Origin of the sequence: Demequina soli, assembly GCF_000971195.1 — a bacterium.
In the GTDB taxonomy this organism is placed as follows: Bacteria; Actinomycetota; Actinomycetes; order Actinomycetales; family Demequinaceae; genus Demequina; species Demequina soli.
In genome coordinates this window covers 55,659-80,511 of sequence record NZ_BBLZ01000008.1, presented here as the reverse complement: position 1 = coordinate 80,511, position 24,853 = coordinate 55,659, and the positions used below count along the sequence as shown (strand labels likewise).

Sequence of the window (24,853 nt, the reverse complement as noted above, 5' to 3'; positions counted from 1 at the left end):
AGTCGAACCGAGGAGAGGTATCAGTGACGAAGCTGAGGGGACGCCGGCCCACCATCGACGATGTGGCCCGTGAGGCGGGAGTCTCGCGCGGGACAGTGTCCCGGGTGCTCAACGGCGGTCATTGGGTCTCGGACGGATCGCGGGTCCAGGTGGAGAGGGCGATCAAGTCCACCGGCTACCGCATCAACCCCCACGCGCGGTCGCTCGCGACCAGCCGCACCGGGTCGGTCGGCTTCCTGCTCACCGAGTCGTACGAGCGGTTCTTCGCGGACCCCAACTTCCTGCAGATCCTGCGCGCGTGCGCGGACGCGCTCGCGGAGCACGGCATGACGCTCGTGCTCATCATGGCCGACACGCTCGAGGAGAGGCGCCGCGCCACCGACTACCTGACGGGCGGCCACGTCGACGGGGCGCTCGTGGTCTCGTCGCACCGCGACAGCCAGGAGTTCATGCGCACGCTGCTCGACGCGCGCCTGCCGGTCATCTCCGCGGGCGTCCCGCTCGGCTTCGAGGACCAGGTGGGCCACGCCACCGCGGACGACGAGGGCGGCGCGCGCGCCATGGTCGAGCACCTGCGCGCGAAGGGCCGCACGCGGCTCGTGCACATCGCCGGACCGCAGGACACCTCGGGCGGCACGTCGCGCCTGCGCGCGTTCCGCGAGGTGATGGGCGAGGACGGCGGGGACGAGCGGGTCGCGTACGGCGACTACAGCCGCGAGTCCGGCCGCCGCGCGATGCGCGAGCTGCTCGCGCGCGAGGTCGCGTTCGACGGCGTGTTCTGCGCGAACGACCTCATGGCGGCGGGAGCGATGGACGTGCTCTCCGCGGCCGGCATCGCGGTGCCCGAGGACGTCGCGGTCGCGGGCTTCGACGACGCCCCCATCTCGCTCGAGACGGACCCGCCGCTCACCACGGTGCGCCAGCCCTTCGACCGCGTGAGCGAGGAGATGGTGCGCCTGCTGGTCGACGAGATCAGCGGGCGCGCGGCCGCGCGCGTGACGCTGCCCACGGAGATCGTGGAGCGCGGCACCGTCTGAGCGGGTCAGCGACGGGGAGGGGCCGTCGAGCCCCGCACCACGAGCTCGCACGCGATGAGCTCGGCCGGCTCGATCCCGTCGGACGCCGGCCGCACGTCGCCCGCGATGCGCGCGAGCACCTCCTCGACGAGGCGCCGGCCCAGCTCCGCGAACGGCTGCCGCACGGTGGTGAGCGGGGGCCGCAGGAACCCGGCCAGCGGGATGTCGTCGAAGCCGACGACGGACAGGTCCTCGGGGACGCCGGCACCCCGTTCGCTGTACGCGAGCACGAGGCCGGTCGCCATCTCGTCGTTCCCGCAGAAGACCGCGGTCGCGTCGCCGCGCGCCGCGAGCGCGACGCCGGCCGCGTAGCCCGACGCTGCGCTCCAGTCGCCCGCGAGCGGCTCGGGGACCTCGGCGCCGCGGGCCTCGAGCGCCTCGCGCCACGCGGCGAGGCGGGCCCGCGCGGGGATCGAGTCGGCGGGGCCGGCGACGTGGTGGACGGTGCGGTGGCCCAGGTCGAGCAGGTGGTCGACGGCCGCGCGCGCGCCGCCGGCGTGGTCGGCGCCGATCATGGGCAGGCGGCCGCCGAAGGTCGCGTCCGACACCACGACGGGCAACCCCGCGGGCAGCGTGAGCCGGCCCGCGTGCTCGATCTCGGCGCGGATGATGATGAGCCCGTCGATGGCCTGGTGGGACAGGCGCGAGGCGGCCTCGGCGACGTCCTCGTGGCCCGTGGAGTCGATGTCCAGCAGGGTGACGGTGTGGCCGGAGTCGCGGGCCGCCTGCACCACGGCCTCGACGATGCTCGCCTGGCCCGTGCGCGCGATCCGGTGGGCGATGACGCCGATCGTCTCGAAGGTGCCGCTGCGCAGGGCGCGCGCGGCGGTGTTGGGCGTGTAGCCCACGGTCTCCATCGCGTCGAGCACCCGCTGGCGCGTCTCCGCGCTGACGTTGAGCGAGCCGTTGGCGACGCGGGACACCGTCTGGCCCGACACTCCGGCCATGCGCGCGACGTCCCGCATCGAGGCGCGCGGCAGTGTCATGCCTGCATCCTAGGGGCGTCAGTGCAGATGCTCGCCCGTCACGGCCGCGAGCCGCTCGACGAGCGCCGCCCTCAGCGCCGCATCGTGCGCCGCCGGCGGGGCGGGCTCCGCGCGACGGCGATGGACGTACTGCCCGCCGCGCCGCGCGATCGCCTCGTCCGAGGTGACCATCCACACGGGGGTGTCGGCGCCGTCCTGGACCGGCAGGGCCGCGAGCGGGCCGCCCATACGGGTGCGCACCCAGCCCGGGTGGACCACGTTGATCTGACGGTCGGTGTGCCGCGCGGCGAGCTCGAAGGCGAGCATCGTGACGAGCAGCTTGGAGTCGGCGTAGACGCGGTTGCCGTCCCACGGGCGCGGCGGCTCGAGGTCGACCGTGGGACGCCCGCCCGCCGCGGCGTCGGAGCCGATCACCACGATGCGCCGGGGCACGGGGAGCAGCGCGCTGAGCAGGTAGGGCGCGACCACGTTGACCTGGAGCATGCGCTCGAGGCCGTCCTCGGTCGCGATCGGGCGGTCCTGCTCGGGGCCGAGGGCGGCGTTGTGGACGACGACGTCGTACGGCCCTCGCCCCTTCGCGTCCTCCGCGAGCAGCCGGGTCGACGCGAGCGAGTCGAGGCGCCCGGTGACGGCGGCGAGGGCGCCGGGCGCGGCCGCGAGCGCCACCTCGGCGCGGGCGGCGTCGCGGCCATGGACCACGACCTCGTATCCGAGCGCGACGAGCTCGCGGGAGATCTCGGCGCCCAGACCCTGGGCGGCTCCGGTGACCAGGACGCGCGGCATGGGTTCATGGTGGCAACCCCGCCCGCGGTGCCGCAATAGGCTGGAGCGCGACAACCGGCCAATCCTCGGGAGGGAACCATGGGCATCGCCGACGAGCTCGTCGCCAACAACCGCGAGTATGCGAGCACGTACACGCCGGACCGCCCGCTGCCACCCCGCCGCCACCTGGCCGTGGTCGCGTGCATGGACTCGCGCCTCGACGTGTTCGCGCTGCTCGGCCTCGAGGTCGGCGACGCGCACATCATGCGGAACGCCGGCGGCGTCATCACCGACGACATGATCCGCTCGCTCGTCATCTCTCAGCGCAAGCTCGGCACCCGCGAGATCATCCTCATCCACCACACCGACTGCGGCGCGCTCACCTTCACCGACGACGAGCTGCGCAACCAGCTCCTCGACGAGACCGGCCTCAAGCCGGCCTGGAGCCCCGAGTCCTTCAAGGACCTCGACGCGGACCTGCGCCAGTCGATGGAGCGCCTGCGCCGCAGCCCGTTCCTCGTCGACGCGACACAGGTGCGCGGCTTCGTGTTCGACGTCCACACGGGGCAGCTGCGCGAGGTGCTCTGACCCGTCCGCGCGGGGGAGGCGCATACTGGGCCCATGTGGTGGCGCTTCCTCAAGGCGGTCCGGTCGGGCGAGCATCGGCTCGCGCCCATGACGTGGGTGGCCGCGGCCGGCGCCGTGCTCTACACGCTGTGGCCGCTCGACCTCATCCCCGAGATGGTGCTCGGCCCGCTGGGCCTCGTGGACGATGCGGGGCTGTGGGGCATCCTGCTCGTCCTGGTGACGCGGGAGAAGCAGCGCTTCGAGGCGGCCTACCGCGCGGGCCACGGGCGCGGCCAGGCGCCGATCGACGTCGAGGGCACCGTCCGCCGATCCTGACGGGCGCGGCCGGTCCGCACGCGCTGACAGACGGCGCGCCCTGACGTAGCGTCGGGGACATGAGCTCCCCCGACTTCTCGGACCTCACCGCCGCCGTGGTGAACTGCACGCTCAAGCCCTCGCCGACGCCGTCGCACACGCAGGGGCTGCTCGACAACGCGATCGCGATCCTGCGCGCCCAGGGCGTCGAGGTCGACGTGATCCGCGCCGTCGACCACGCGATCGCGCCCGGCGTCTATCCGGACATGCGCGAGGACGTGCCGGGCGGGAACCAGGATCGCGACGACTGGCCCGCGCTGGCTCCGCGGATCCTCGACGCGGACATCCTCATCCTGGGCACGCCGCTGTGGCTGGGCGACAAGTCCTCGGTCGCGACCCGCGTGATCGAGCGCCTCTACGGACTCTCCGGGGGCCTCAACGAGCGCGGCCAGTACCTCTACTACGGCCGCACCGCGGGCGTCGTGGTCACCGGCAACGAGGACGGCGTCAAGCACGTCGCCATGAACGTCCTGTACTCGCTGCAGCATCTGGGCTACACGATCCCCCCGAACGCGGACGCGGGCTGGATCGGGGAGGTGGGGCCCGGCCCGTCCTACCTGGATCCCGGGAGCGGCGGCCCCGAGAACGACTTCACGCGCCGCAACACCACCTTCATGGTGTGGAACCTGCTGCACGTGGCCCGGTGGCTCAAGGACGGCGGCGGCTTCCCCGCGGGCGGCAACTCCCGCAAGGACTGGGACGCCGGCGCCCGCTTCGACCACCCGAACCCGGAGTACCGCGCGTGAGCGTCGAGCGCCTGCCGGAGCGGGCGTACGTGGGCGTCGAGATGGAGGTGTCGCTGGAGCGGCTGCCCCACGTGGTCGGGGAGGGCTTCGACCGGGTGGCGGAGCTGCTCGCGGCGCATGGCGTCGCGCCGCGGGGAGCGGTGATCCGCTACATCGCGGCCCGCCCGGACGCGACCTTCGACATCGAGGTGGGCCACCTCGTGGACCCCGCGGACCTCGGGGGATCGCCGATCGAGCCCGACGTGCTGCCGGAGGGCGAGTATTCGATCGCGCGGCACACGGGCCCCTACTCGCGCCTGGCGGAGGTGACGAGGCGCCTCATGGCGTCCTGGGACGAGGCGGGGGTGGCGCCCGTGAGCGCGCGCACCACCACGGGCGACGACTACGCGTCCTGGTACGAGCTCTACGTCGACATGCCGACGCAGGGTCCCGAGGGTCCCGAGGGGTCCGTCGAGGTGTGCGTGCTGGTCGAGCCGGCCTAGCTCAGGCCGCGAGGGCGAAGGCGGCGCGGGCGGCGCCCGCGGAGCGCATCAGGCGTCGCATGTCGCCCTCCTCGTCGGCCTCCCTGTAGGCGACCGCGCCGCCGGGTGCCGTGCATCGTCCGTGACCGTGGTCGGCGACCTGCGCGCCGACCTCGAGCAGGGCGGCCGCGTCGGCGCCCACGCGCCACGCGATCATCGAGTCGCCGTCGGACATCAGCGCCCAGCCGCCGCGGACCGCCATGACCGTGCGGAGCAGCGGTCGGGTGCCATGGACGAGCGTGGGTGCGTGCGTGTTCACCCTCGCGACTCTACGCCCGCCGCGACGAGGGCCGTGACCAGCGCGGAGGGGTCGTCGGGCGCGAACGCGACCGCCGCGCGACCCAGCGCCGCGGCGCCGGTCGGGGTGAGCGTGACGAGCACCGTCGCCTCGCCCGCGTACAGCGTGCGCAGGGCGCCGTCCGGCAGCCGGTCGCTCGAGGGGACGATGCGCACGCCCGCGATCGCGTCGAGCGGCACCTCGGTGGGGCGGCGCAGCCCGCGGCGGACCACCAGGCGATCGGGCTCGAGGCGGATCGGGCGGCGCACGGCCGCGACCCAGTCGGTGAGGATGTATGCGATGAACGCGGCCGACGCCACGGTGACGGCGACCGCGACGGTGCCGTTCCAGCGCGCGAGCAGCAGGTGGGCGACCGGGATCTCGACGAGCGACACCGCGGTCACGGCGAGCACCAATTGGCGCGGCAGCCCGAGCGCGTAGGAGAAGGTCACGGGCCCCAGGCTAGGGGGCGGGATCCCCCGGCGGGGCCTCGCCGCTCGGCTCGGGCGGCGTCGCGGTCGCGACGGGGGCCGGCGGCGACGTGCTCGCGGCGGCGCCCCCCGCATCGTCCGCCTTCCTGCGCCGCCACGGGGGCCGCAGCCGGACCTGGCGCAGCTCGGCGGTCGACGGCTCGAGGCCGTACGTGTCGCCGATGTGCTCGACGAGCCGCTGGCGGGTGGCGCGCACGTAGGCCCGATGCTCGCGCTCGAAGGCCCGGAACAGCGAGACCACCATGCCGATCATCACGACCGAGAACGGCAGCGCCGTGATGATCGCGGCGGTCTGGAGGGCGAGCAGCCCGCCCGAGATCAGCAGCGCGATCGCGACCGCGGCCGTGGTGCATGCCCAGAACACGCGCAGCCACTTGGCGGGCGTCTCCTGGCCGCCCGAGGTGAGCATCGACAGGACGAAGCTGCCGGAGTCGGACGAGGTGACGAAGAAGATGCCCACCAGCAGGATCGCGCCGATGGTCGCGATCGAGCCGCCCGGCAGCTTGTCGAGCATGTCGAACAGGACGCCCTCGGTGTTCACGCTGCCGTCGGCGCCGACCAGCCCGCCGCCGTTGAAGAGCTCCTGGTACAGGGCGGTGCCGCCCATGACGCCGAACCACAGGAAGGTGATCATCGCGGGGACCAGCAGGACGCCCCACACGAACTCGCGCACGGTGCGGCCCTTGGACACGCGCGCGATGAAGACGCCGACGAAGGGCGCCCACGCGATCCACCAGCCCCAGTAGAAGGTGGTCCATGCGGCCTGCCAGGCGGCGCCCTCGGCGCCGGCGTACGCGGACACGTTGAAGCTCAGGCCCACGAAGTTCTGGATGTAGTTGCCGATGGACTGCACGAACTCCCGCAGCAGGAAGAGCGTGGGACCGGAGAAGAGGACGTACGCCAGCAGGACGCCCGCGAGGGCGAGGTTGATGTTCGACAGCCACTTCATGCCACGCGCGAGCCCCGTGAGCAGGGAGAACAGCGTGACGATCGTGATGACGATGATGAGCACCACCTGGGTGGTGGTGGTCGGCTCGGCGATCCCGGCGGAGGACAGGCCTGCGGAGATCTGCAGGACCCCGAGGCCCAGCGAGGTCGCGATGCCGAACAGGGTGCCGAGCACCGCCGTCACGTCGATGACGTTGCCCCACGCGCCCTCGACGTTCTTGCCCAGCAGCGGTTCGAGGGCCCACCGGATCGAGACGGGGCGGCCGCGACGATGCACGGCGTACGCGATCGCGAGGCCCACGATGATGTAGATGGACCAGGCGTGCAGGCCCCAGTGGAGGAAGGTCTGCGACATCGCGGACTGGGCGAGCTGCTCGGGGGTGCCGGTCACGCCGGGGCGCGGGTCCGCGAAGTGGGACAGCGGCTCGGCCACGCCGTAGAACACGAGGCCGATGCCCATACCGGCGGCGAACAGCAGGGCGTACCAGGAGAACTTGGAGAAGGCGGGCTCGTCGCCGTCCTTGCCCAGCACGATGTCGCCGTAGCGGCTGAAGCCGAGGTACAGGGTCACCGCGACGAAGAACGCGGCGATGAGGACGTAGTACCAGCCGAACGCGGCGATGATCTCGGCCTGGATCGTGTCGAACAGCGACTGCGCGAGGTCGGGGGCGATGATCGCGAACAGCGCGAAGCCCAGGATGAGCACCGCCGAGGGCCAGAACACCCACTTCGCGAGGTCGCCGCGGGTCATCGGGGTGCTGCGCTTCGACTCGTGCGTCGGGGTGCTCGTCGCCATGGGTGACCTCCCTCGTCGGGTCCCGCCGGCGGCGCCGGCGGGGGCCTCGGGTCCATCTTGCACCCCGGCCCCCGCCGGAGCAGGGTGAACGCTATCCGCGCGCCCGCCACGCCTTCGCGGAGCCCACGTTGAGGAGCTTGATGAGGCGGTCGAGGCTCGCGAAGGTCAGCTTGCCGGCGCTGGCCATCGCCACCATCCGCAGGGGCGCCTCGCCGAGCATCGCCTCGAACATGGCGATGGTGGTCTCGTCGGCGTCGCTGGTGTCGAACTGCTTGGACGCCTGCTGCGTGAGCATGCTCGCGACGGCGCGGCCGGCGGTGGTCTCGCGCAGGTCGGCGGTGGTGGAGTCGCGGTGGAACGGCAGCACCCCGGCGGGCGTCGGGATGTCGCGGCCGAGCATGAGGCGGAACTCGTTGTCGTTGGCGACGTACGCGGCGGGGCCGTGGGCGGGGGACACCGCCTCCCCCTCGGCGACCTTGACGGTGCGGCGGGCGCGGATGTCGGTGGACGAGGCGCCGACCAGGATCTCGAAGGCGCCCGGCTCGACGCGCCACTCCTGGGAGCGCACGTCCCACACGGCGAAGGCGCGCCGGTCGAGCTTGACCACCACCTTCTCGGAGGTGCCGGGCGCGAGGGTCACCTTCGCGAAGCCCTTGAGCTCCTTCTCGGGGCGGTAGACGGCGGACTCGGGGTCGCGCACGTACACCTGCACCACCTCGGAGCCCTCGCGCGGGCCCACGTTGGTGACGGTCACGGTGACGGTGTAGCCGTCGCCCGCCTTGCGCACGGTGAGGCCCGAGTGGTCGAAGGCCGTGTAGGTGAGGCCGTGGCCGAACGGGAAACGGGCGGGGACGCCGGCGCTGTCGTGGAAGCGGTAGCCCACGTAGAGGCCCTCGCGGTACTCGACCTGCTTGGGGTCGCCGGCGAAGTCGCGGTCGGAGGGCAGGTCCCCGGCGGAGACGGGGAAGGACTCGGCGAGGCGTCCGCCGGGGGCGACGTCGCCCAGGACCACGTCGGCGAGCGCGGAGCCGCCGGCCTGGCCGCCGAGGTACGCCTCGACGATCGCGGCGGGGCGGTCGGCCCACGGCATCTCGATGGGGGAGCCGTTGAGCAGGGCGACCACGGTGCGGTCGTTGGCCTCGATGGCGGCGGTCACGGTGGCGGTGTGCCCGTCGGGCAGGCGCAGGTGGCGGCGGTCGAAGCCCTCGGACTCGAAGGAGTTCGGCAGGCCCGCGAGCACAATCACGACGTCCGACTTGCGGGCCGTCTCGCGGACCTCCGCGAGGAGGTCCTCGTCGGTGTCGCCCGTGCGGGGGTCGTAGCCGGGCGCGTAGTGGACGGAGGCGGCGTCGCCGACGGCGGCGCGAAGCGCCTCGAGGAACGTGTCGAGCTGGGTGGGGTTGACGAGCGAGGAGCCGGCGCCCTGGTAGCGGGGCTTCTTCGCGAAGGCGCCGATCACGGCGATGCTGCCGGTGCGCTCGAGCGGGAGGATGCCGTCGTTGGTGAGGAGCACGGTGCCGGCGGCGGCCGCCCGGCGGGCGAGGTCGTGGTGCGCGGCGGGGTCCACCTGGGAGGAGCCGGCGTCGTTCTGGGTGCGCAGCGCGAGGTCGATGACGCGGGTCGCGGCGAGGTCGAGCTCCGCGGTGGTGAGGAGCCCCTTCGCGTGGGCCTCCTTGATCTCGGCGTCCCACGCCCCCGAGGTGCCGGGCATCTCGAGGTCGAGGCCGGCGCAGATGCCGAGCGGGCGGTCCGACACCGCGAACCAGTCCGACATCACGAGGCCGTCGAAGCCCCACTGGTCGCGCAGGGTCTCCGTGAGGAGGTCCCGGCTGACGTCCGCGTGGGCGCCGTTGACCTTGTTGTACGAGCACATGACGGTCCAGGGGTCGGACTCCTTGACCGCGATCTCGAAGCCCGCGAGGTAGATCTCGCGCAGGGTGCGGTCGTCGACGATCGTGTCCACCGACATCCGGTAGAACTCCTGGTTGTTCGCCGCATAGTGCTTGAGGCACGCGCCGACGCCCTGCGACTGGATGCCCCGCACCATCGCGGCGGCCATCTTGCCCGCGACGAACGGGTCCTCGGAGAAGTACTCGAAGTTGCGGCCGCCGGCGGGGTGGCGCTTGATGTTGAGGCCCGGGCCCAGCAGCACGGCGACGTCGTTGGCGCGCGACTCGCGTCCGAGCGCGGCGCCCACCTCCTCGACCAGCGCCGGGTCCCACGTCGAGCCGAGCGTGACGGCGGGCGGGAAGCACGTCGCGGGCACGGACGCGTTGATGCCGAGGTGGTCGGTGCTGCCCGTCTGCTTGCGCACGCCGTGAGGTCCGTCCGTCAGCATGATCGACGGGACGCCGTGGTCGGGCAGCGGCTCCGTGGTCCAGGCGTCCTTCCCGGAGACCAGGCGGATCTTCTCGTCGGTGGTGAGGGTCGAGACGATCTGCTCGGCCTTGGCGTACGTGTCGCGCATGAGGGTCCTCGGTCAGGAGAGTGGGGGACGGCTTCGTCGGTGGTCCCATCCTATCGGCGCGGGTGAGGCCGGACGCGGGACCTTGCGCGCGTGTACCTGGTGGTTCGCGGAACGATGCCGGGGTCGGGTCACGCGGGTCGGCACTCCAGGCGTGGAGGCCGGCGGTGGTGGTGGCCGCGCGCCGCGAGACGGTGCCCGCGCGCTCGTCGGGGTGTGGATCGGAGGTGTCCGGACGCGCATACGCGGCGCCGCCTGGGTGGGTGGCGCCGCGGGGCGGGTGAGCTATTCGGGTGTGGGCGGGGTGCCGGGGGTCCCGGACGCGTGGCCGTTGCCGCCGTCCGTGGTGACCTTCTTGTTCCAGGGTCGGGGGGTGCCGAAGCGTGCTCGGCCGCCTTGCCAGGGGGTGCGCTGGGGGTCGACTGATGCGGGTGGGATGAACCAGATCTCGGTGTCGGTGGCGCGGATCTGCCAGCCTTGATCATGGATGACGTGGTGACAGTGGGAGCAAAGAAGTGCTCCGTTGCTGAGATTCGTGGGGCCGCCTCGGGACCAGAAGATGATGTGGTGGGCCTCCGCCGATGCCGGAGGGGCTCCGCACTTCGCACAGCCGCCGTCACGCTCACCGAGCGCGATGCGTTGGGCGCGTGAGAACGGGTAGATGCGGTGTCCGAGCTTGAGCAGCTCGCCCTTGTTGCCCAACAGTGCCGGCCGGATGATCGCGGTGGCGGCCATGCGCAGCGCGATGCTCATCCCGATGGGTGTGGCACAGCCGTCGACCTCGCCGAGCCCCGTCCCAGCCTCGAGGTCCGCCGCGGTGGCGCGGACGACGACGGTGGTGGTGCCGAACAGCGCGGTCGTGGTCTCACAACCCAACGCGTGGCGGGCCAGGTCCGCGAGGGCGTCGGCACGCATCTGGTCGGTGGTGCGGACGTCCTCGCCGGGGATGCTGCGGCAGGCGTGGATCGCGTCACCGACGCGCTTGCTCAACGCCGCCTGCAAGGGTGCGGCGGTCTCGGAATCGAGCACGCCGTGGAGCTCGACCATGCCGTCACCGTTGTTCCAGATCTTCAGATACCGCTCCTGACGCTTCTGGGCCAGGGTGCGCTCGTGCTGCTCCACGTCGAGGGCGGCCTTGAAACGACGCACGATGGTGGCGAACTTGCCCGAATCCAAACCCTGGGCACGCCTGACCAGGTCGGCCGCGGCCTCCTCCTTCGCCGCAGCCGTCACGTCCTCGGACAGGCTGTCGAGCATGATGAGGATCTGCGACCCACAATCCGCGGAGATCAGCCCAGCGTCGAGAGCCTCGGTCACGATGGCGCGGTACCCCGCTTGCGGAGCGGGCTGAGGGCCGTCCTTGCCGCGGTCCTGGTCCTCGTCCTCCGGGTCGTCAGGAGTGGGGTCGTCGGGAGTGGGGTCGTCGTCGGGATCATCGAGATCGTCAGGATCCGGCTCATCGGGACCCGGGTCGGGCTTGGGCCTGCTGCCGTTCTCCCTCTCCTCCAGCGCCCGTCCGACCTCGAGCAGCCGGACAGCCTCAGCCTTGTGAGTGCCCATGCGGGAGGCGACCAGGTCCGCCGCGGAACGGAACCCGTGATGCTTCGCCAGCCCACCACCGGGCACATCCGACTGGACCTCGATATCCCGGGCCGTCCGCGCGAGGACCAGGTCCATCTCGTGCGCGACCTGCGCCGCCGCATCCAACCGCTCCACCGCATCCGGCGAGCCGCCCACCGAAGCCAACGAGCGCATCGTCCCCACCGCCACCCGGGCATCCACGCACGCCGACGCGAACCCGGCGCCAGAGCCGCCGGGTAGGTCGTCGAACAGGTGCGGTGCATCCATGCGACCATCACACCAGAGGGGTCCGACATTCCCGACAAAAGGGGTGTGGAGAACTCGGGAGGGCGGCTTTATCAGGCATGACGCCATCCTGTGTGACTCCCCCTACGATGCAGGGATGGCTGATCCCCGACCTGTGCGCCCGACCCGCACCCTCACGGTGACTCGCACCGAGCGCATCGCGCCGAGCATGGTCCGCGTGGTCCTCACGGGTTCCGACCTCGATGAGCTTCCCGCGCTCACGTTCACGGACCGCTACGTGAAGCTCAGGTTCGGCGAGGTGGCGCGCACCTATACGATCCGCAGCCTCGACATGAGTGCACGGGAGCTCGCGATCGACTTCGTCATCCACGGCGACGAGGGCCTCGCGGGCCCCTGGGCTGCCGCCGCGCAGCCGGGCGACACGCTCGGCTTCGTGGGCCCCGGCGGCGCGTGGGCGCCGAGCCCCACGGCGGACGTCCACCTGCTCGTCGGCGACGAGTCCGCGCTGCCCGCGATCGCGGCCGCGCTCGAGGCGCTCGCGAGCACCAGGGACGATGCGCGCGTCGAGGTCTACCTCGAGGTCGCCTCCGCGGCGGAGCAGCAGGCGCTGCCGCTCACCTCCGCGACGACCGTGCGCTGGATCCACCGCGGCCCGGGTGACGGCTACGGCGAGGCGCTCACGCGCGCCGTCGTCGACGCGGAGCTTCCGGACGGCACGGTCGAGGCCTTCGTCCACGGCAACGCGGACATGGTCAAGCCCCTGCGTCGCCACTTGTTCAACATGTTGAACATCCCGCGCGAGAACGTCTCGATCTCGGGCTACTGGCGCACCGGCATGAACGAGGACGGCTGGCAGTCCTCCAAGCGCGAGTTCAACGCGCGGATGGAGGCGGAGCAGGACGTGCGCGCCTGACCGAGAGCCCGGCGCGCATCGTCCCTTCTACATCTCCTCGTGCCGCTCCGGGTCGCCGTCGAAGAGACGGCCGTCAGGGCGCCCGAGCGCGGTGATCGCCTCGACCTCCCCGTGCAGCAGCGAGAAGTCCGCCACGGACAGGTTCTCCACCTGGCGGGACGGTGTCGCCGACTTCGGCAGCGGCAGCGAGCCCCGCTCGAGGTGCCAGCGCAGGATCACCTGGGCGGGCGTGACCCCCAGGCGCTCGGCCGCGGCGACCACGACCGGCTCGCCGTACGGCGCCTGACGCTTGCCCAGCGGGCTCCACGCCTGGGTCACGATCCCCAGCTCCGCGTGCTTCTCCAGCAGGGCGGCCTGCGGGAAGTAGGGGTGCAGCTCGACCTGGTTGATCGCCGGGGTGACGCCGGTGTCGGCGATGATCTCGTCGAGCAGGCGCTCGTTGAAGTTCGAGACGCCGATGGAGCGCACCACCCCGCGCTCACGCAGCTCGACGAGCGCGCGCCACGCCTCCTTGTAGAGGCCGGTGATCGGGTTGGGCCAGTGGATGAGCATCACGTCGATGCGGTCCACGCCGAGCCGCGCGCGCGACTCCTCTCCCGACGCGATCGCGCGGTCGTACGCGTGGTGGCGGCCGGGCAGCTTGGTCTGGACCGTGACCTCGTGGCGCGGCACGCCGGACTCGCGCAGGAAGTCGCGCAGCGCGCGCCCGACCACGCCCTCGTTCTCGTAGTTCACGGCGGAGTCGAGCAGCCGGTAGCCGTTCTCCAGCGCCGACAGGATGGCGCGGCCGCCCTCGTCGCCTACCAGGGGGTACGTGCCGAAGCCGACCGTGGGCAGGGTGTGGCCGTCGTTGAGCGTGAGGTGAGGGAGGGTCATGAGCCCACCCTAGGACGATGCGCCGGTGCGGGTGGCCGGGCGCGTCGCCTTCTGCGGGCGTACCGTGAACCATGGCCCGGCTGATCTACGCCATCAACTGCTCGCTCGACGGCTACATCAACGACGCGAACGGCGACTTCGACTGGTCGGAGCCGGACCCCGAGCTGCACGACTTCTTCGCCGGGCTCGAGCGCTCGACCGGCACCCACCTGTACGGCAGGCGCCTCCACGAGACCATGGCCGTCTGGCACGACTTCTACGCCGACCCCGCCATCCCGCCCCTCATGAGGCGGTTCGCGGAGGCGTGGATCGACACGGACACCATCGTCTACTCCCGCACGATCGCCGAGCCGGGCATGCCTCGCGCGCGCGTCCTCGACCGCTTCGACGCCGCCGAGGTCGCGGCGCTCAAGGACACGTCGGAGCGCGACCTGTCGATCGGCGGCGCGACGCTCGCGGCGCGAGCGCTCGAGGCCGGGCTGGTCGACGAGATCGTGCTGGCCGTGGTGCCGGTGATCGTCGGCGGCGGCACGCGCGCCCTGCCCGCGGGGCTGCGGCTCGACCTCGAGCTGGTCGAGCACCGCGCGTTCCCGCGCGGCGCGGTGCTGCTGCGCTACCTGGTGCGGCGCGACGGCGAGGGTTGAACGGGCGCGGTCCGCGCGCCGTCGCCGGCTCCCGTGCACGCCGCCGCGAGGATGGGCGACAGGCCCGCCGCCGCATCGTCCGCCCGCCCCCAACCGGGGCCGGTCTCGATGCGTCTTGGCTGGCATGAGCACAGGGGGGACGGCCGCGTGAGCGACTGGAGAGGCACGCTCGACGCGCTGGTGCGCGAGCGCGGGCGCGCGCTGTACGGGTATGCGTACGTCCTGACGGGAAGCCGCGAGGAGGCCGAGGACCTGCTCCAGGACGCGCTGGTCCGCACGTTCCGCACGGCGCGGGCGCTGCGCAGCGTCGAGGCCGCGCAGGCGTACGTCAGGCGGGCGATCGCGACGGGGTTCATCGACCGGGGGAGGCGCGCGGCGGCCCGCCCCCGCGTGGTCGCCGCGGACGCGGACGAGCTGCGGGCGCGAGGGGCGGCCGTCGTCGGCGACCACGGCCCGCGCGTCGACGAGGCCCTCGACCTGCACGCCGCGCTCCTCACCCTGTCGCCGCGCGAGCGCGCGTGCGTCGTGCTGCGCCACCTCGAGGGCCTGCCGGTCGCCGACGTCGCCGCGACCCTCGGGCTCGCGACCGGCACCGTCAAGCGCTACCTGTCCGACGGCGTCGTGAAGCTGCGCGCCGTCCTCCCCGACGTCGATCTGGAGGGCGAGGAGACCGTGCAGGTCGACGCCCGGCCGGGAGGTGCCCGATGAGCCGCACGCTTCACGACCTCGAGGCCATGGCGAGAGCCGCGGCGGACGATGCGGCGCTCGCGACCGCGCGCACCCTCGCCGAGGCGCGGGTCGCCCGCTACCGGCGCGGCCGGGCATCCGTGGTGGGTGCCGTCGCCGCGGTGGTCGGCGTGCTCGCCGTCGTGGGCCTGACGCAGTCCCGCCCGGACGGTGTCGCGCCCGCGGTCGCGTCCCCGACGCCGGGCGCGTCGGCGTCTCCGTCGCCGTCGGCCTCCGCCGCCTCCGACCCGGCCGCGTGCGCGCCCGCGACCGTGATCCCGGGCAAGGCGGTCGGGATGTGGGGCGGCATGGAGAGCTCGTGGAACAGCACGCCCGTGGCGCCGTGCGACGAGTGGCCCGCGGAGCTGCTCGCGCACCCCAACACGGTCCTCATCAACACGCGCGACGACACGATGGTGGAGGCGTACTACCGGGTCGACGGGCCGGACATGGATGCCTGGCGCGACCTGGGACCCGACTTCCTCGTGCCCGACCCTGACGCGGCCTGGCCGGCGGACCGCTGGATCGTCGTCGATGCGGCCACGCGAGAGCTGCTCGAGGTGGACCGGATCCCGGATCAGGTCGACGACGCCGCGCCGGTCGACCTCTCGACGTTCTCGCCGGGCACGCAGGCCGTCGCCGCGGGCCTGCACCACCCGGCCCTGAGGCTGCTCGCGGTTGGAGGCTTCGCGTACGGCGACAGTTCGACGGCCCCGGGCGCGCTCGGGCCCGTGCTGCTGTACCGCGACGCGGACGCGTACGCGGCGTACCTCGAGGACCCCTCTCGCGACCCCGGCGCGATGATGACCGTGACGCTCAGCGCCGTCGCTGATCCGGCGCTCACGCGAACGGTGACGTCCCCGGAGGGGCAGGCCGTCGAGCCGGACCTCGCGGCCCTGCGGGACGGCTCGCTGTACTTCCGCCTCGCGGACGGCAGCGGTGACGCGATCCAGTGCCCGGTGGGGGACGACGCGTACCTCACCGTGCGCGCCTCGCCGGCCGACGCCGCGGTGTTCGACCTGACGCGCGCGGTGGTCGAGGCGCTCCGCACGGAGGCGGGAGCGTCCCTCGACCGGTGCGACGTGGCGGCCGGCTAGGAGGGGCGCCCGCGTTGCGGGCCACCAGGCGCTCGGGTAGACACGAGGGATGACCCGAGGAAGCGACTGGCTGGACGGCTACGTCAAGGCGTGGGCGTCGAAGGACGAGGCCGATGTCAGGGCGATCTTCACCGACGACGCCGAGTACTGGTTCCGTCCCAACGACGCGGAGCCGACCCGCGGCATCGACGCGATCGTCGCGATGTGGGCCGAGCCCGAGCCGACCGAGGCGGTGCACGCGCTCGCGGTCCTCATCGAGCGCGACGACCTGGCGATCATCCGGGGCACCGTCGACTACCCCGGCCACGCGAGCTACACGAACCTCTGGGAGGTGTGGTTCGCTCCCGACGGCCGCGCCTCGCGGTTCGTCGAGTGGTACATGACGCCGCGGGAGGCGGAGGACTGACGTCCGGGGCCTGGCGCCGGCTGGCGCGCGTCAGCGTCGTGCGAAGGAGTCGAGCGCCTGGAGCCCCTTCTCCATGAAGGCGCTCTCGCCGAACCTGTTGATCTTGAAGAACACGGCCTCGCTCCCGCCCGACGTCGTGAGCGAGACCTCCATGCGGTCGCCGACGGCGAGGATGCTGACGGAGAGCGTGACGCGGTTGGACCCGGTCATGCTGTAGCGCTCGTAGGTGCGCAGCACCATGCGCGCGTCCCCGATCGCCAGGGCGCCGCTATGCTCGACCGTCGCCGAGACGCTGCCGCGCGCGATGGCGTCGTCCAGATGCACGGCCAGGGCGTCGGCCGAGCCGGCGAGCGATCGGGTCTCGTGCATGCGCTGCCCCTCCGTGCGGGCGGTCTGACCAGGCATGTCGCCGCCGTCGTCCCTCGGAGCCTAGGGCGCGACGGGCCCCTCCGCTAGGGGCCGCCCCCCATAGTTGACGCGTCATCTATTTTCCCGCTACGGTTGGTTGTATCAACAACTAGCTGAAGGACTTGTCATGACCGCCGTCTTCCTCATCGCGCGCATCCTCGTCGCGATCCTCTTCCTGCTCTCGGCCGTGGGCCACCTCGCCAACTCGCAGGGCATGGCCCAGTACGCCTCGTACAAGGGCGCGCCTGGCGGCCGCTTCGGCGTCATCGCGTCGGGCGTCACGATGGGCCTCGGCGCCCTCATGGTCGCGTTCGGCATCTACGGCGATATCGGCGCGCTGCTGATCGCGGCGACCCTCGTCCCTGTCACCTTCTACATGCACGCGTACTGGAAGGAGAGCGACGCCCAGGCCAAGCAGACCGAGCAGATCTCCTTCAACAAGAACGTCGCACTCATCGGCGGCGCGCTTGCGCTGTTCCTGCTCTTCGCGACCGGCGCCGCGGACCTCGGCCTGACGGTCACGGAGCCGCTGATCTCCCTCGGCTGATCCGCGCTCGAGCAGAGCCCTCGACCGGGGCGGGGCCACGCGCCCTCGCCCCGCTCGGGGGCTCTGCTCGTCGTGGTGGGCCCCGTGGGGCTCGAACCCACGACCTACGGATTAAAAGTCCGCTGCTCTACCGACTGAGCTAGAGGCCCGCCGCCCATGGTAGCCGCGCGGTTGCCGCCCGCGAACGCGCCGACCGGCAACGGGCCGGCATCCGCGCTGGCAGTCGGCGGCAGCGGACCGGCAACAGCCCCGGCAACGGACCGCCGCCCGCGTCAGGCGCGCGAGCGCTCGGAGCGCCCCGACCCCACGCCGAGCGCGAGCAGCAACGCCGCCGCGAACGCCCCGACGAACGCGCCGAGCGTGTTGAGGATGACGTCGTCGACATCGGCGACGCGACCGAGCAGGTGCTGCGTCGACTCGATCGCGGCGGACAGCGCGAATCCGAGCGCGGTGCCCGTGAGCACCCGCAGCACGAATCCCCGCCGCGTCATCAGCGCCGCCACCGTGCCGAGCGGCACGAACAGCAGGATGTTGCCCACCAGGTTGAGCCGCGGCCCGCCCGCGCCCGTGTCGAGCGCCCGCCGGATCTCCTGACCCGGCGTGAGGTTGACCCCGCCCGAGCCTCCCGTGTGCGTCACCACCGTGAGCCCGATGGTCACCCACAGGATCACCGCGAGGCATGTGAGCATCGCCGCCCACAGCGCGGTGCGCCGCCCGTGACCGAAGATCGCCCCTAGGCCCCACGCGACCAGCACGAGCACGCCGCCGACGAGCGCGATGGGCAGCACGCTCTCCGCCGCGCCGAGCCTGAGCGTGAGCATCGATCCTCCTGGGTGTCGCCGGGTCAACGCCCGAGCGTACGTCGGCGTGCCCGGCCGGGGCGCGCGGGACGATGCGCGGTCACGCCAGGACGCCGAGCTCGCCGAAGCCCCGCCACGCCATCGCGACGTTGAGCGGCCGGTCGAGCACCGCCCATGAGGCGCACTTCGCGACGGCGATGCCGCGCATCCGCGCCTCGAGCCCGGGGTCGTCGCAGCCCGTCGCCTCGCGGTAGGCGGCCACCGCATCGTCCACCCCGGCGGCGGGCATCGCGGTGTAGAGGAACGACAGGTCGACGGCCCGCTCGCACGCGGCCATCTTGCCCCAGTCGATGATCCCCGCGAAGGCGCCGTGCACGCCGAGCAGGTTGGAGCCGTGCGGGTCGGCGTGGGACCACACGACGTCGGCCGGGGCGGGCGCCTCGAGGGCCTCGACCCAGAGCTCGCGCACCGCGCCGCGGTCGAGCCGCTGCCCCTCGGGCCCCTCGGCGTCGACCAGCAGCCCGAGCGCCCAGTCGAGGTTGTCCTCGCGCTCGATCAGCGCGATCGACTGCTCGGGGTTGAACCACGCGTCCTCGCCCGCGGGGGAGTGGACCTGCGCGAACGCGCGCCCGAGCGCGGGTCCGGCCGCCGCGGACAGGGGCGCCGCATCGGCCGTCGCTCCCGGCAGCCAGGACACCACCGTCCACGGCCACGGGTAGCCGTCCTGCGCGACGCCGCTCGCGACCACGCGCGGGTGCGGGAAGGTCCAGTGCGCGCCGATGTCGCCCAGCAGCCGCGACTCCCGCGACAGCGGGCCGACGGCCTCCTCGACGCGCGGCAGGCGCAGCCCCAGCTCGGGTCCGAGCCGGTAGACGACCATGTCCCAGCCGTCGAACCGCTCGCCCACCTCGAGGTGCGCGAGGCCCGGCAGCTGGCGGTCCACCAGGGCCCGCGCGAGCGCCGGGGAGATGGCGGGGTGCGCGGGAGGCGGGCCGGAGTCGCGGATCATCCGGCGACCGTATCAGCGGCGCCGGTCACGGCCCGGCCTCGTCCAAACCGGGGATGGGCGGCAGGAAGGGGCGCAGCTCGACGTCGCAGCGGTGCGCACGCGCCGCGCGGCGCGCCCATGCGTGCGCCTCGGCGGTGTCGGCGCACCGGATCACCCACATCCCCGACAGCCACTCGGCCTCGCGCTGGAGGGGTCCGGGCGCCTCGGCGAGTGCGAGATCCGGGCCGATGCGCATCGTCACCGCGGCGTCGGGGTCGCTCAGCCCGCGCGACCAGATCAGCGCGTCCGCGGCACGCAGGTCCGCGTCGAGCGCCCGCAGGTCCGCCCACACGGGCTCCTTGTCCTCGAGGAGGTTGAAGGGGTTGTCGGGGCGGTGGTGCGCGGCGATCAGATACGTGGGCATCCGGCCCTCCTCCCCGACGGCTGCGCACCAGCCTAGGAGCGCGGGAGCCCGTTGTCAGAGGGCGGCGCTAAGGTCTGTCCTCGTGATTGACGTAGAGCTGCTCGAAGGGATGCGCGCCGCGGCCTACCGTGCGGCGCTTCGCGTGGTGGACGATGCCCCGGCGGCCGAGGCCGTGGCGCAGGACGTGGTGGCGCATCTGATCCGCCGCGGGATCGCCGACCTGGTCGACCCCATCGCCCACGCCGAGGCGTGCGGGGCCGCGGAGGCCGCCGGCCGGAACGGGTCGGGCGCCGCCGCGTAGCGGCCCCGGCGCGGCGCCGGTCAGGCGAACGCGAACAGCGGCGGCAGCGCCACCGCGACCACGAGCGCCCACGCGCCGTAGACCGGCACGTACGCGGTCTGCCAGCGCAGCAGCGGCTCGAGCGTGCCGCGCCGCGCGAGGCGCACCCCGTACAGCCACGCGGTCGCGGCGAGGTTGACGAGCAGCACGAGGTTCAGGCCGAGCGCCGCGATGCGGTTCGGCGTCGACCCGGCGTCCCCGATGCGTCCCGCGATGGCGGCCAGCGCGAACGCGTCGAGCGCGAGGGCCGCGACCACGAGCGCGAGCTGGAGCCGGTCGGTCCAGCCGGCGGGCGAGGTCGGCTCGAGCGCGGAGATCGAGTAGAGCACCAGGCCGAGCACCACCACGAGCAGCACGTCGACCGCGATGAGGACCTCGCGGCTTTCCTGGAAGCCCCCCGTCGCGACGGCGGCCACGAGCATCGCCGCCAGCGCGAGCGTCGCGAGCGGCGCGAACACGCGGGTGAGCACGGGCGCGATGGACTCGAGGACCTCCTGCTTCGCCTCGACGAGCCAGGCCGCGACCACGGTCGCGCCGCCCGCGCCGAACGGGACCACCCACGCGCTCACGATCGGCTCCGCGTCGATGCCGAGCCCCCGGAACACGGCGAGCGTGACGCCCACGAGCACGCCGCCGCCCGCGGCGATGAGCGCCACGTAGATCACCCACTCGCCGGTGAAGCGGATGAAGTCGAGCCGCGCGGCGCGCGACCGCCAGCGCCCGCCCGCGTAGGCGAACCCGACGACGAGCCACAGCGCGATCGGCAGGTGCAGCAGCGCGAGCACCACGGTGTCGTCGGTCGCGTCGAACGGGTACGCCAGCGTGAGGGCCGCGCCGGCGACCGTCGCGACGGCCGCCGCGATGCCCGCCGCGCGGCTCGCGCGACGCCACGCGAGGAAGCCCGCGACCACGCCCAGCACCAGGGTGACGGACAGGAGGACGTAGCGCGCCGCATCGTCCCCGGCGTCCAGGACGAGCGACGGCGCGCGGGTCGCGAGCGCCGCGGCCACCGCGAAGCCGAGCATGCCCGGCACCGCGCCCCACCGTCCGGGCGTGCGCGGCCCGCCGTCGAGCACGAGCTGGCGCCACAGGCGCTTCGAGTGCTGACGCGCGAACTCCCGCGCGACCTCGTCCTGGCTGCCCAGGCGCTTGACGGCGACGAGGAAGGCCTCCTCGTCGCTCAGACCGGACGCCATGAGGTCCTCGACCTGACCGCGCAGGTGGTCCTCGAGCTCGTCGGCGTCGGCGGGCGCGACCGCGCCGCGCGCGTCGAGGTAGGCGCGCCAGCGGGTGATCTCCGCCTCGACGTCGGGCCTGACCGTCGGACCCGACGCGCCGCCCGGCGCGCTCACAGCGCGACCCCGGGGCGCATCGTCGCCACGCTCGCGGCCTCGGCCGCGTCGCCCCACGCGGTGCGGAGCGCGGCGACCACGGCCGCCCACTGGCGACGATGCTCGGCCAGCTCTCCCCGGCCCGCGTCGGTGATCTCGTAGTAGCGGCGCTTGCGGCCGGTGTCGGAGGCGCCCCAGCGCGAGCGCACGTGCCCGCCGTCCTCGAGGCGGTGCAGCAGCGGGTACAGCAGCCCGTCGGTCCACTCGATCTCGCCGTCCGACAGCTCGCGCACGCGTCGCACGATCGCGTAGCCGTAGCTCTCGCCCTCGGTCAGGATCGCGAGCACCAGCGGTGCCGCGCTCGCGGCCATGAGGTCCTTGCCCACCTTCATCGCGGCCTCCTTGTATGCCTAGAGGCAGCATACATAGAACTGCAAGGTATGCGGGAGTGACGGTTCCCAATGACAGATGTGACGGGTGGGACGCTCGCGCGTCCCACCCGTCACATCTGTCTTTGCCAGTCGTCAGGCGCCGGCGAGCAGCAGCGCCGCGAACGCCACGGCGCCGGCGGCCATGGTCCAGCCCGACGAGCGCTTCCACAGCGCCACGCCGATCGTGACCAGCGCCGCGAGGTGCCACGCGCCGAACGCCCGCCACGTGCCGCCGTCGAGCAGCAGCGAGTTCGCGACGATCGCCGCGAGCGCGGCCGGTCCCACGAGCCGCAGCGAGCGCTCGACGCGCTCGGGCAGGCGGCGCGGGCCGCCGAACAGCACGATCCCGGACACGCGGATCGCGTACGTGCCGATCGCCGCGGCCAGGAAGATGAGGAAGGTCCTCACTCGCCCGCCCCCGCATCGTGCGCGATCCCGTCGTCGGCGCCGGGATGCGCGGACCGGTCGGGCACGAGCGACCCCACCACGATCCCTGCGATCGCGCCCGCGAGCACGTTGAGGCCGTAGGGCAGCCCGTGCGACGCGAGCACCACGATGGTCGACACGCCCACCGCGGTGAGCGCCGGCGCCCCGCGCAGCCCCGGCACCATCACCGCGAGGAACATCAGCGGCACGATGAAGCCGATCTGCCAGGCCTCGGGGATGACCGGGCCGAGCGCGATGCCGGCGGCGCCGCCGATGCACCACACCACCACGAACGGCAGCGCGCCCCCGACCACGAACCATCGGCGCCGCACCGGGTCCGGCCACGCGTCCTGATGCTGGAGCGCGACCACCGCGGCCTGGTCGGTGGTGAGGTGCGCGAGGCCCAGCTTCCAGCGCATCGGGAAGGCCGCGAACACCGGCGCGAGCGCCGCGGAGTACAGCGCGAAGCGCGCGTTGATCACCAGGGCGGTGAGCACCGCGATGGCCGCGGGCGCGCCCGTGCGCAGCGACTCGATGATCGCGATCTGGCTCGCCCCGGCGACCACCGAGACGGACGCGAAGTTGCCCACCAACGGGCCGATGCCCGCGACGTTGACGAGCGCCCCGAACGCCAGCCCGAACAGTGCCGACCCGGGCATGAGCGGCGCGATGGCCTTGAGCCCGGCCCACGCATCGGCCCACTGGCGCGGCGCGATGCCGAGCGGGGCGCGGCGGGCTGAGGTCACGTGCGTGAGTGTGGCACGCGCGTGTGTCCCGCGTGTGACGGGACGATGCGCGGGCCGCGCACCGCGCGCGGGCCCGGCGCGGTCAGACGCGGGCGAGGAAGGTGAGGCAGTCCGCGACGTCCGTGCTGCCGCCCACCGCGATCGAGTCCGCGGTGCACATGAGGTCCTCGTTGTGCTGGCAGTCCTCGCGCGCGCACGCGCCGACCGCCGCGGTGTCGCCGGCGCCGCCCTTGTGCGCGGTCTCGACGAACGTGTTGCAGTGCGCGTGCGCGCCGCCCACGGAGATGGCGCCCGCGTGGCAGCCGTCGTGGTTGTAGCCGCACGTCCCGACCGAGCAGGACGAGACGATGGGAAGGCCGATCGAGACGGGCATGGCTGCCTCCGGATGCTGTCCCGCCGGGGCGGGGGATGGGCTCGACCCTCGTCAATATACGCGCGAGAGTTCCGAATTCAAGAGGTGCGGAATTATGTGCGGGAAGGGTGAGCGAATTCGCCTCGGATTATCCGCGTGCGGAAATTCGGCAGGCGCCGCCGTGCGGGGCGCGAACGGGACGCGCGCTCGTGGCGATCGCGCGCATCGTCCCCCGGAGAATGTCGCGGGATCACGGGGCGTGGGAACAAATGCTGCTGTCCAGGCGTCTATCTCCATGTACCCACCACGGCGCGAGCCGCATGGGAAGCCCAGGTGAGAACGCGTGGCGTCCGACCTCCTCCCCCCCTCGGAGGTCGGGCGCCTCGCGTCTTACTCTGAGTGCGGGTCGCAGGCGACGAGCACGGTGCGCGATTCGGGTGTGCGCCGCGCGCGTACGCTCTTCCTTCGGAAGGGAGTCCCCATGAGCCCCAACAAGATCATCAAGACCGACGCCGAGTGGCGCGCCCAGCTCACCGACGTCGAGTTCCAGGTCCTCCGTGAGGCCGCCACCGAGCGCCCGTGGACCGGCGAGCTCCTCGACGAGAAGCGCGACGGCGTCTTCCGTTGCCGCGCGTGCGGCGCGCAGCTGTTCGCCTCGGGCACCAAGTTCGACTCGCACTGCGGCTGGCCCAGCTTCTACGACGCCGACCCCGGCGCCGTCACCCTCATCGAGGACCTCTCGCACGGCATGGTGCGCACCGAGGTCCGCTGCGCCGCGTGCGACTCGCACCTCGGCCATGTGTTCGCCGACGCCCCGCAGACGCCCACCGGCGACCGCTACTGCATCAACTCCGTGTCCCTGGAGTTCGATGAGGGCAGCGAGGGCGGCGAGGGCGCGCGGTCCTGATGGTCGAGCCGCGCTTCCGCCGTCCGGCCATGCTCGACATCGAGATGGCCGACGAGATCGAGGGGGACATCGATCCCGCCGAGCGTGGGCTCATCGCCCACGAGACGGCGCTCGCGATCGTGTCGCAGGCGCGCGAGTCCAAGGACCCGGAGCTGGTCGCGCGGCTCGTGCGCCTCGTCGACGAGGAGGGCATCGACACCGTCGCGATGATGTGGGCCAAGGCCGGCGCGCACACGCTGCCCGGTGCCCTGTGGCGCATCTACATGATCCGCGAATGGGTGAAGCACGATGCGGCGGCCGTGGCCCGCTCGTACCACCAGGGGGTCCACGCGGCCCACGTGCGCCACGCGATCGCCGGCGTCGAGGACCCGCCCGGCCCCGACGAGGTCCGCACGCTCGCCGATGCGGTGCTGTCCGGCGTCTTCGCCGGCGACCTCGCCGTGGCGCTGGATCGCGCGGGCGCGTTCTGCCGCGTCGTGGCGACCGGCGCCGCCTTCGAGGCCGAGTCCGACGAGGGCCACGCCGACGCCCGAGCCCACCGCACCACGCTTCGCGCCGCGCAGCTCCTGCGCACCGGCGAGGATCTCGAGCGCTGCGCCGCCATGTGGCGCGAGGGCCGGCTGGACTGACGGCCGCCCCGGCCCCCCTCCACACA

General features: G+C 73.1%; 31 protein-coding genes and 1 tRNA gene. 14 read left to right on the top strand and 18 right to left on the bottom strand.

Translation table 11 applies throughout. From position 1 onward, the window contains the following. Positions 1 to 23 precede the first annotated feature (23 nt). Positions 24 to 1,037, top strand: coding sequence for a LacI family DNA-binding transcriptional regulator (locus tag AOM04_RS13045; RefSeq protein ID WP_062465229.1), 1,014 nt, complete (start codon positions 24 to 26; stop codon positions 1,035 to 1,037). Positions 1,038 to 1,042: 5 nt separating this feature from the next. On the opposite strand, the gene AOM04_RS13040 is transcribed toward AOM04_RS13045, so the two are convergent. Next, positions 1,043 to 2,062, bottom strand: a complete 1,020-nt coding sequence (locus AOM04_RS13040; protein WP_062465228.1) for a LacI family DNA-binding transcriptional regulator — start codon at positions 2,060 to 2,062, stop codon at positions 1,043 to 1,045. Between the two features lie 18 nt (positions 2,063 to 2,080). Then, positions 2,081 to 2,845: an SDR family NAD(P)-dependent oxidoreductase gene (locus AOM04_RS13035; protein ID WP_062465227.1), complete on the bottom strand. Its 765-nt coding sequence runs from the start codon at positions 2,843 to 2,845 to the stop codon at positions 2,081 to 2,083. 78 nt (positions 2,846 to 2,923) lie between these two features. Between AOM04_RS13035 and AOM04_RS13030 the strand changes: the two genes are divergently transcribed. Genes AOM04_RS13030 through AOM04_RS13015 form a run of 4 tightly spaced genes read left to right on the top strand, consistent with a single transcriptional unit; the run spans position 2,924 to position 4,994 of the window. Then, entirely contained in the window at positions 2,924 to 3,412 is a 489-nt protein-coding gene (locus tag AOM04_RS13030) for a beta-class carbonic anhydrase (RefSeq protein WP_062465226.1), read from the top strand. 33 nt (positions 3,413 to 3,445) lie between these two features. Continuing rightward, a complete protein-coding gene (locus tag AOM04_RS13025; RefSeq protein ID WP_062465225.1) occupies positions 3,446 to 3,727 on the top strand; it encodes a DUF1232 domain-containing protein in 282 nt (93 codons plus the stop codon). Positions 3,728 to 3,786: 59 nt separating this feature from the next. After that, positions 3,787 to 4,512: a flavodoxin family protein gene (locus AOM04_RS13020; protein ID WP_062465224.1), complete on the top strand. Its 726-nt coding sequence runs from the start codon at positions 3,787 to 3,789 to the stop codon at positions 4,510 to 4,512. Next, the gene (locus tag AOM04_RS13015) at positions 4,509 to 4,994 is read left to right on the top strand and encodes a GyrI-like domain-containing protein (protein ID WP_062465223.1); all 486 of its coding nucleotides are present in this window, start codon (positions 4,509 to 4,511) and stop codon (positions 4,992 to 4,994) included. Before AOM04_RS13020 ends, AOM04_RS13015 begins: the two co-directional genes overlap by 4 nt. A 1-nt stretch (position 4,995) precedes the next feature. Here the strand turns inward: AOM04_RS13015 and AOM04_RS13010 are convergent, their stop codons facing one another. The 5 genes from AOM04_RS13010 to AOM04_RS12990 form a co-directional block, all read right to left on the bottom strand. Next, complete coding sequence (locus tag AOM04_RS13010; RefSeq protein ID WP_062465222.1) at positions 4,996 to 5,292, bottom strand: hypothetical protein; 297 nt, start codon at positions 5,290 to 5,292, stop codon at positions 4,996 to 4,998. Next, the gene (locus AOM04_RS13005; protein ID WP_062465221.1) at positions 5,289 to 5,762 is read right to left on the bottom strand and encodes a hypothetical protein; all 474 of its coding nucleotides are present in this window, start codon (positions 5,760 to 5,762) and stop codon (positions 5,289 to 5,291) included. The genes AOM04_RS13010 and AOM04_RS13005 overlap by 4 nt, the downstream gene beginning before the upstream one ends. Positions 5,763 to 5,772: 10 nt before the next feature. Then, the gene (locus tag AOM04_RS13000) at positions 5,773 to 7,545 is read right to left on the bottom strand and encodes a BCCT family transporter (RefSeq protein WP_082104660.1); all 1,773 of its coding nucleotides are present in this window, start codon (positions 7,543 to 7,545) and stop codon (positions 5,773 to 5,775) included. Positions 7,546 to 7,636: 91 nt separating this feature from the next. Further along, on the bottom strand, positions 7,637 to 10,012 hold the full coding sequence (locus AOM04_RS12995; protein ID WP_062465220.1) for a glycoside hydrolase family 3 C-terminal domain-containing protein: 2,376 nt from the start codon (positions 10,010 to 10,012) through the stop codon (positions 7,637 to 7,639). Positions 10,013 to 10,294: 282 nt separating this feature from the next. Next, the gene (locus AOM04_RS12990; protein WP_062465219.1) at positions 10,295 to 11,857 is read right to left on the bottom strand and encodes an HNH endonuclease; all 1,563 of its coding nucleotides are present in this window, start codon (positions 11,855 to 11,857) and stop codon (positions 10,295 to 10,297) included. 115 nt (positions 11,858 to 11,972) lie between these two features. On the opposite strand from AOM04_RS12990, the gene AOM04_RS12985 reads away from it, so the two are divergent. Beyond that, a complete protein-coding gene (locus tag AOM04_RS12985) occupies positions 11,973 to 12,749 on the top strand; it encodes a siderophore-interacting protein (protein WP_062465218.1) in 777 nt (258 codons plus the stop codon). 27 nt (positions 12,750 to 12,776) lie between these two features. Here the strand turns inward: AOM04_RS12985 and AOM04_RS12980 are convergent, their stop codons facing one another. Beyond that, a complete protein-coding gene (locus AOM04_RS12980) occupies positions 12,777 to 13,625 on the bottom strand; it encodes an aldo/keto reductase (RefSeq protein WP_062465217.1) in 849 nt (282 codons plus the stop codon). A gap of 71 nt (positions 13,626 to 13,696) precedes the next feature. Here AOM04_RS12980 and AOM04_RS12975 point away from each other — a divergent pair, with 71 nt between their 5' ends. From AOM04_RS12975 to AOM04_RS12960, 4 genes are all read left to right on the top strand, one after another. Beyond that, entirely contained in the window at positions 13,697 to 14,269 is a 573-nt protein-coding gene (locus AOM04_RS12975; RefSeq protein ID WP_062465216.1) for a dihydrofolate reductase family protein, read from the top strand. A gap of 147 nt (positions 14,270 to 14,416) precedes the next feature. Beyond that, the gene (locus tag AOM04_RS12970; RefSeq protein ID WP_062465215.1) at positions 14,417 to 14,977 is read left to right on the top strand and encodes an RNA polymerase sigma factor; all 561 of its coding nucleotides are present in this window, start codon (positions 14,417 to 14,419) and stop codon (positions 14,975 to 14,977) included. Then, positions 14,974 to 16,092: a hypothetical protein gene (locus tag AOM04_RS12965; protein WP_062465214.1), complete on the top strand. Its 1,119-nt coding sequence runs from the start codon at positions 14,974 to 14,976 to the stop codon at positions 16,090 to 16,092. The genes AOM04_RS12970 and AOM04_RS12965 overlap by 4 nt, the downstream gene beginning before the upstream one ends. A gap of 49 nt (positions 16,093 to 16,141) precedes the next feature. Further along, on the top strand, positions 16,142 to 16,498 hold the full coding sequence (locus AOM04_RS12960) for a nuclear transport factor 2 family protein (RefSeq protein WP_062465213.1): 357 nt from the start codon (positions 16,142 to 16,144) through the stop codon (positions 16,496 to 16,498). 30 nt (positions 16,499 to 16,528) lie between these two features. Here the strand turns inward: AOM04_RS12960 and AOM04_RS12955 are convergent, their stop codons facing one another. Further along, positions 16,529 to 16,867 (bottom strand): DUF6054 family protein, encoded by a 339-nt coding sequence (locus tag AOM04_RS12955; protein ID WP_062465212.1) that lies wholly within the window; start codon positions 16,865 to 16,867, stop codon positions 16,529 to 16,531. Between the two features lie 166 nt (positions 16,868 to 17,033). Between AOM04_RS12955 and AOM04_RS12950 the strand changes: the two genes are divergently transcribed. Next, positions 17,034 to 17,453 (top strand): DoxX family protein, encoded by a 420-nt coding sequence (locus tag AOM04_RS12950; RefSeq protein WP_062465211.1) that lies wholly within the window; start codon positions 17,034 to 17,036, stop codon positions 17,451 to 17,453. Between the two features lie 73 nt (positions 17,454 to 17,526). On the opposite strand, the gene AOM04_RS12945 is transcribed toward AOM04_RS12950, so the two are convergent. The 4 genes from AOM04_RS12945 to AOM04_RS12930 all read right to left on the bottom strand — a co-directional run bounded on the left by AOM04_RS12945 (position 17,527) and on the right by AOM04_RS12930 (position 19,665). Next, positions 17,527 to 17,602, bottom strand: a tRNA-Lys gene (locus AOM04_RS12945). Positions 17,603 to 17,725: 123 nt separating this feature from the next. After that, the gene (locus AOM04_RS12940; RefSeq protein ID WP_062465210.1) at positions 17,726 to 18,274 is read right to left on the bottom strand and encodes a VanZ family protein; all 549 of its coding nucleotides are present in this window, start codon (positions 18,272 to 18,274) and stop codon (positions 17,726 to 17,728) included. 79 nt (positions 18,275 to 18,353) lie between these two features. Continuing rightward, on the bottom strand, positions 18,354 to 19,262 hold the full coding sequence (locus AOM04_RS12935) for a phosphotransferase (RefSeq protein ID WP_062465209.1): 909 nt from the start codon (positions 19,260 to 19,262) through the stop codon (positions 18,354 to 18,356). A 25-nt stretch (positions 19,263 to 19,287) separates the two neighbouring features. Then, a complete protein-coding gene (locus tag AOM04_RS12930; RefSeq protein ID WP_062465208.1) occupies positions 19,288 to 19,665 on the bottom strand; it encodes a YciI family protein in 378 nt (125 codons plus the stop codon). A gap of 82 nt (positions 19,666 to 19,747) precedes the next feature. On the opposite strand from AOM04_RS12930, the gene AOM04_RS12925 reads away from it, so the two are divergent. Next, positions 19,748 to 19,966 (top strand): hypothetical protein, encoded by a 219-nt coding sequence (locus AOM04_RS12925; protein WP_156160750.1) that lies wholly within the window; start codon positions 19,748 to 19,750, stop codon positions 19,964 to 19,966. 20 nt (positions 19,967 to 19,986) lie between these two features. Here the strand turns inward: AOM04_RS12925 and AOM04_RS12920 are convergent, their stop codons facing one another. From AOM04_RS12920 to AOM04_RS12900, 5 genes are all read right to left on the bottom strand, one after another. Further along, a complete protein-coding gene (locus tag AOM04_RS12920) occupies positions 19,987 to 21,357 on the bottom strand; it encodes a permease prefix domain 1-containing protein (protein WP_062465206.1) in 1,371 nt (456 codons plus the stop codon). Further along, on the bottom strand, positions 21,354 to 21,728 hold the full coding sequence (locus tag AOM04_RS12915; RefSeq protein ID WP_062465205.1) for a PadR family transcriptional regulator: 375 nt from the start codon (positions 21,726 to 21,728) through the stop codon (positions 21,354 to 21,356). The genes AOM04_RS12920 and AOM04_RS12915 overlap by 4 nt, the downstream gene beginning before the upstream one ends. A gap of 132 nt (positions 21,729 to 21,860) precedes the next feature. Then, positions 21,861 to 22,175 carry an AzlD domain-containing protein gene (locus AOM04_RS14850; protein WP_062465204.1) on the bottom strand — a complete coding sequence of 105 codons (315 nt, stop codon included), beginning with the start codon at positions 22,173 to 22,175 and terminating at the stop codon, positions 21,861 to 21,863. Next, positions 22,172 to 22,939: an AzlC family ABC transporter permease gene (locus AOM04_RS12905; RefSeq protein ID WP_062465203.1), complete on the bottom strand. Its 768-nt coding sequence runs from the start codon at positions 22,937 to 22,939 to the stop codon at positions 22,172 to 22,174. The genes AOM04_RS14850 and AOM04_RS12905 overlap by 4 nt, the downstream gene beginning before the upstream one ends. A gap of 82 nt (positions 22,940 to 23,021) precedes the next feature. Then, positions 23,022 to 23,312, bottom strand: a complete 291-nt coding sequence (locus tag AOM04_RS12900; RefSeq protein WP_062465202.1) for a DUF1540 domain-containing protein — start codon at positions 23,310 to 23,312, stop codon at positions 23,022 to 23,024. A 460-nt stretch (positions 23,313 to 23,772) separates the two neighbouring features. Between AOM04_RS12900 and msrB the strand changes: the two genes are divergently transcribed. Together msrB and AOM04_RS12890 are read left to right on the top strand one after the other, a co-directional pair. Beyond that, positions 23,773 to 24,198, top strand: a complete 426-nt coding sequence (gene msrB, locus AOM04_RS12895; protein ID WP_062465201.1) for a peptide-methionine (R)-S-oxide reductase MsrB — start codon at positions 23,773 to 23,775, stop codon at positions 24,196 to 24,198. Beyond that, positions 24,198 to 24,827: a hypothetical protein gene (locus tag AOM04_RS12890; RefSeq protein ID WP_228373724.1), complete on the top strand. Its 630-nt coding sequence runs from the start codon at positions 24,198 to 24,200 to the stop codon at positions 24,825 to 24,827. The genes msrB and AOM04_RS12890 overlap by 1 nt, the downstream gene beginning before the upstream one ends. Positions 24,828 to 24,853 lie beyond the last annotated feature (26 nt).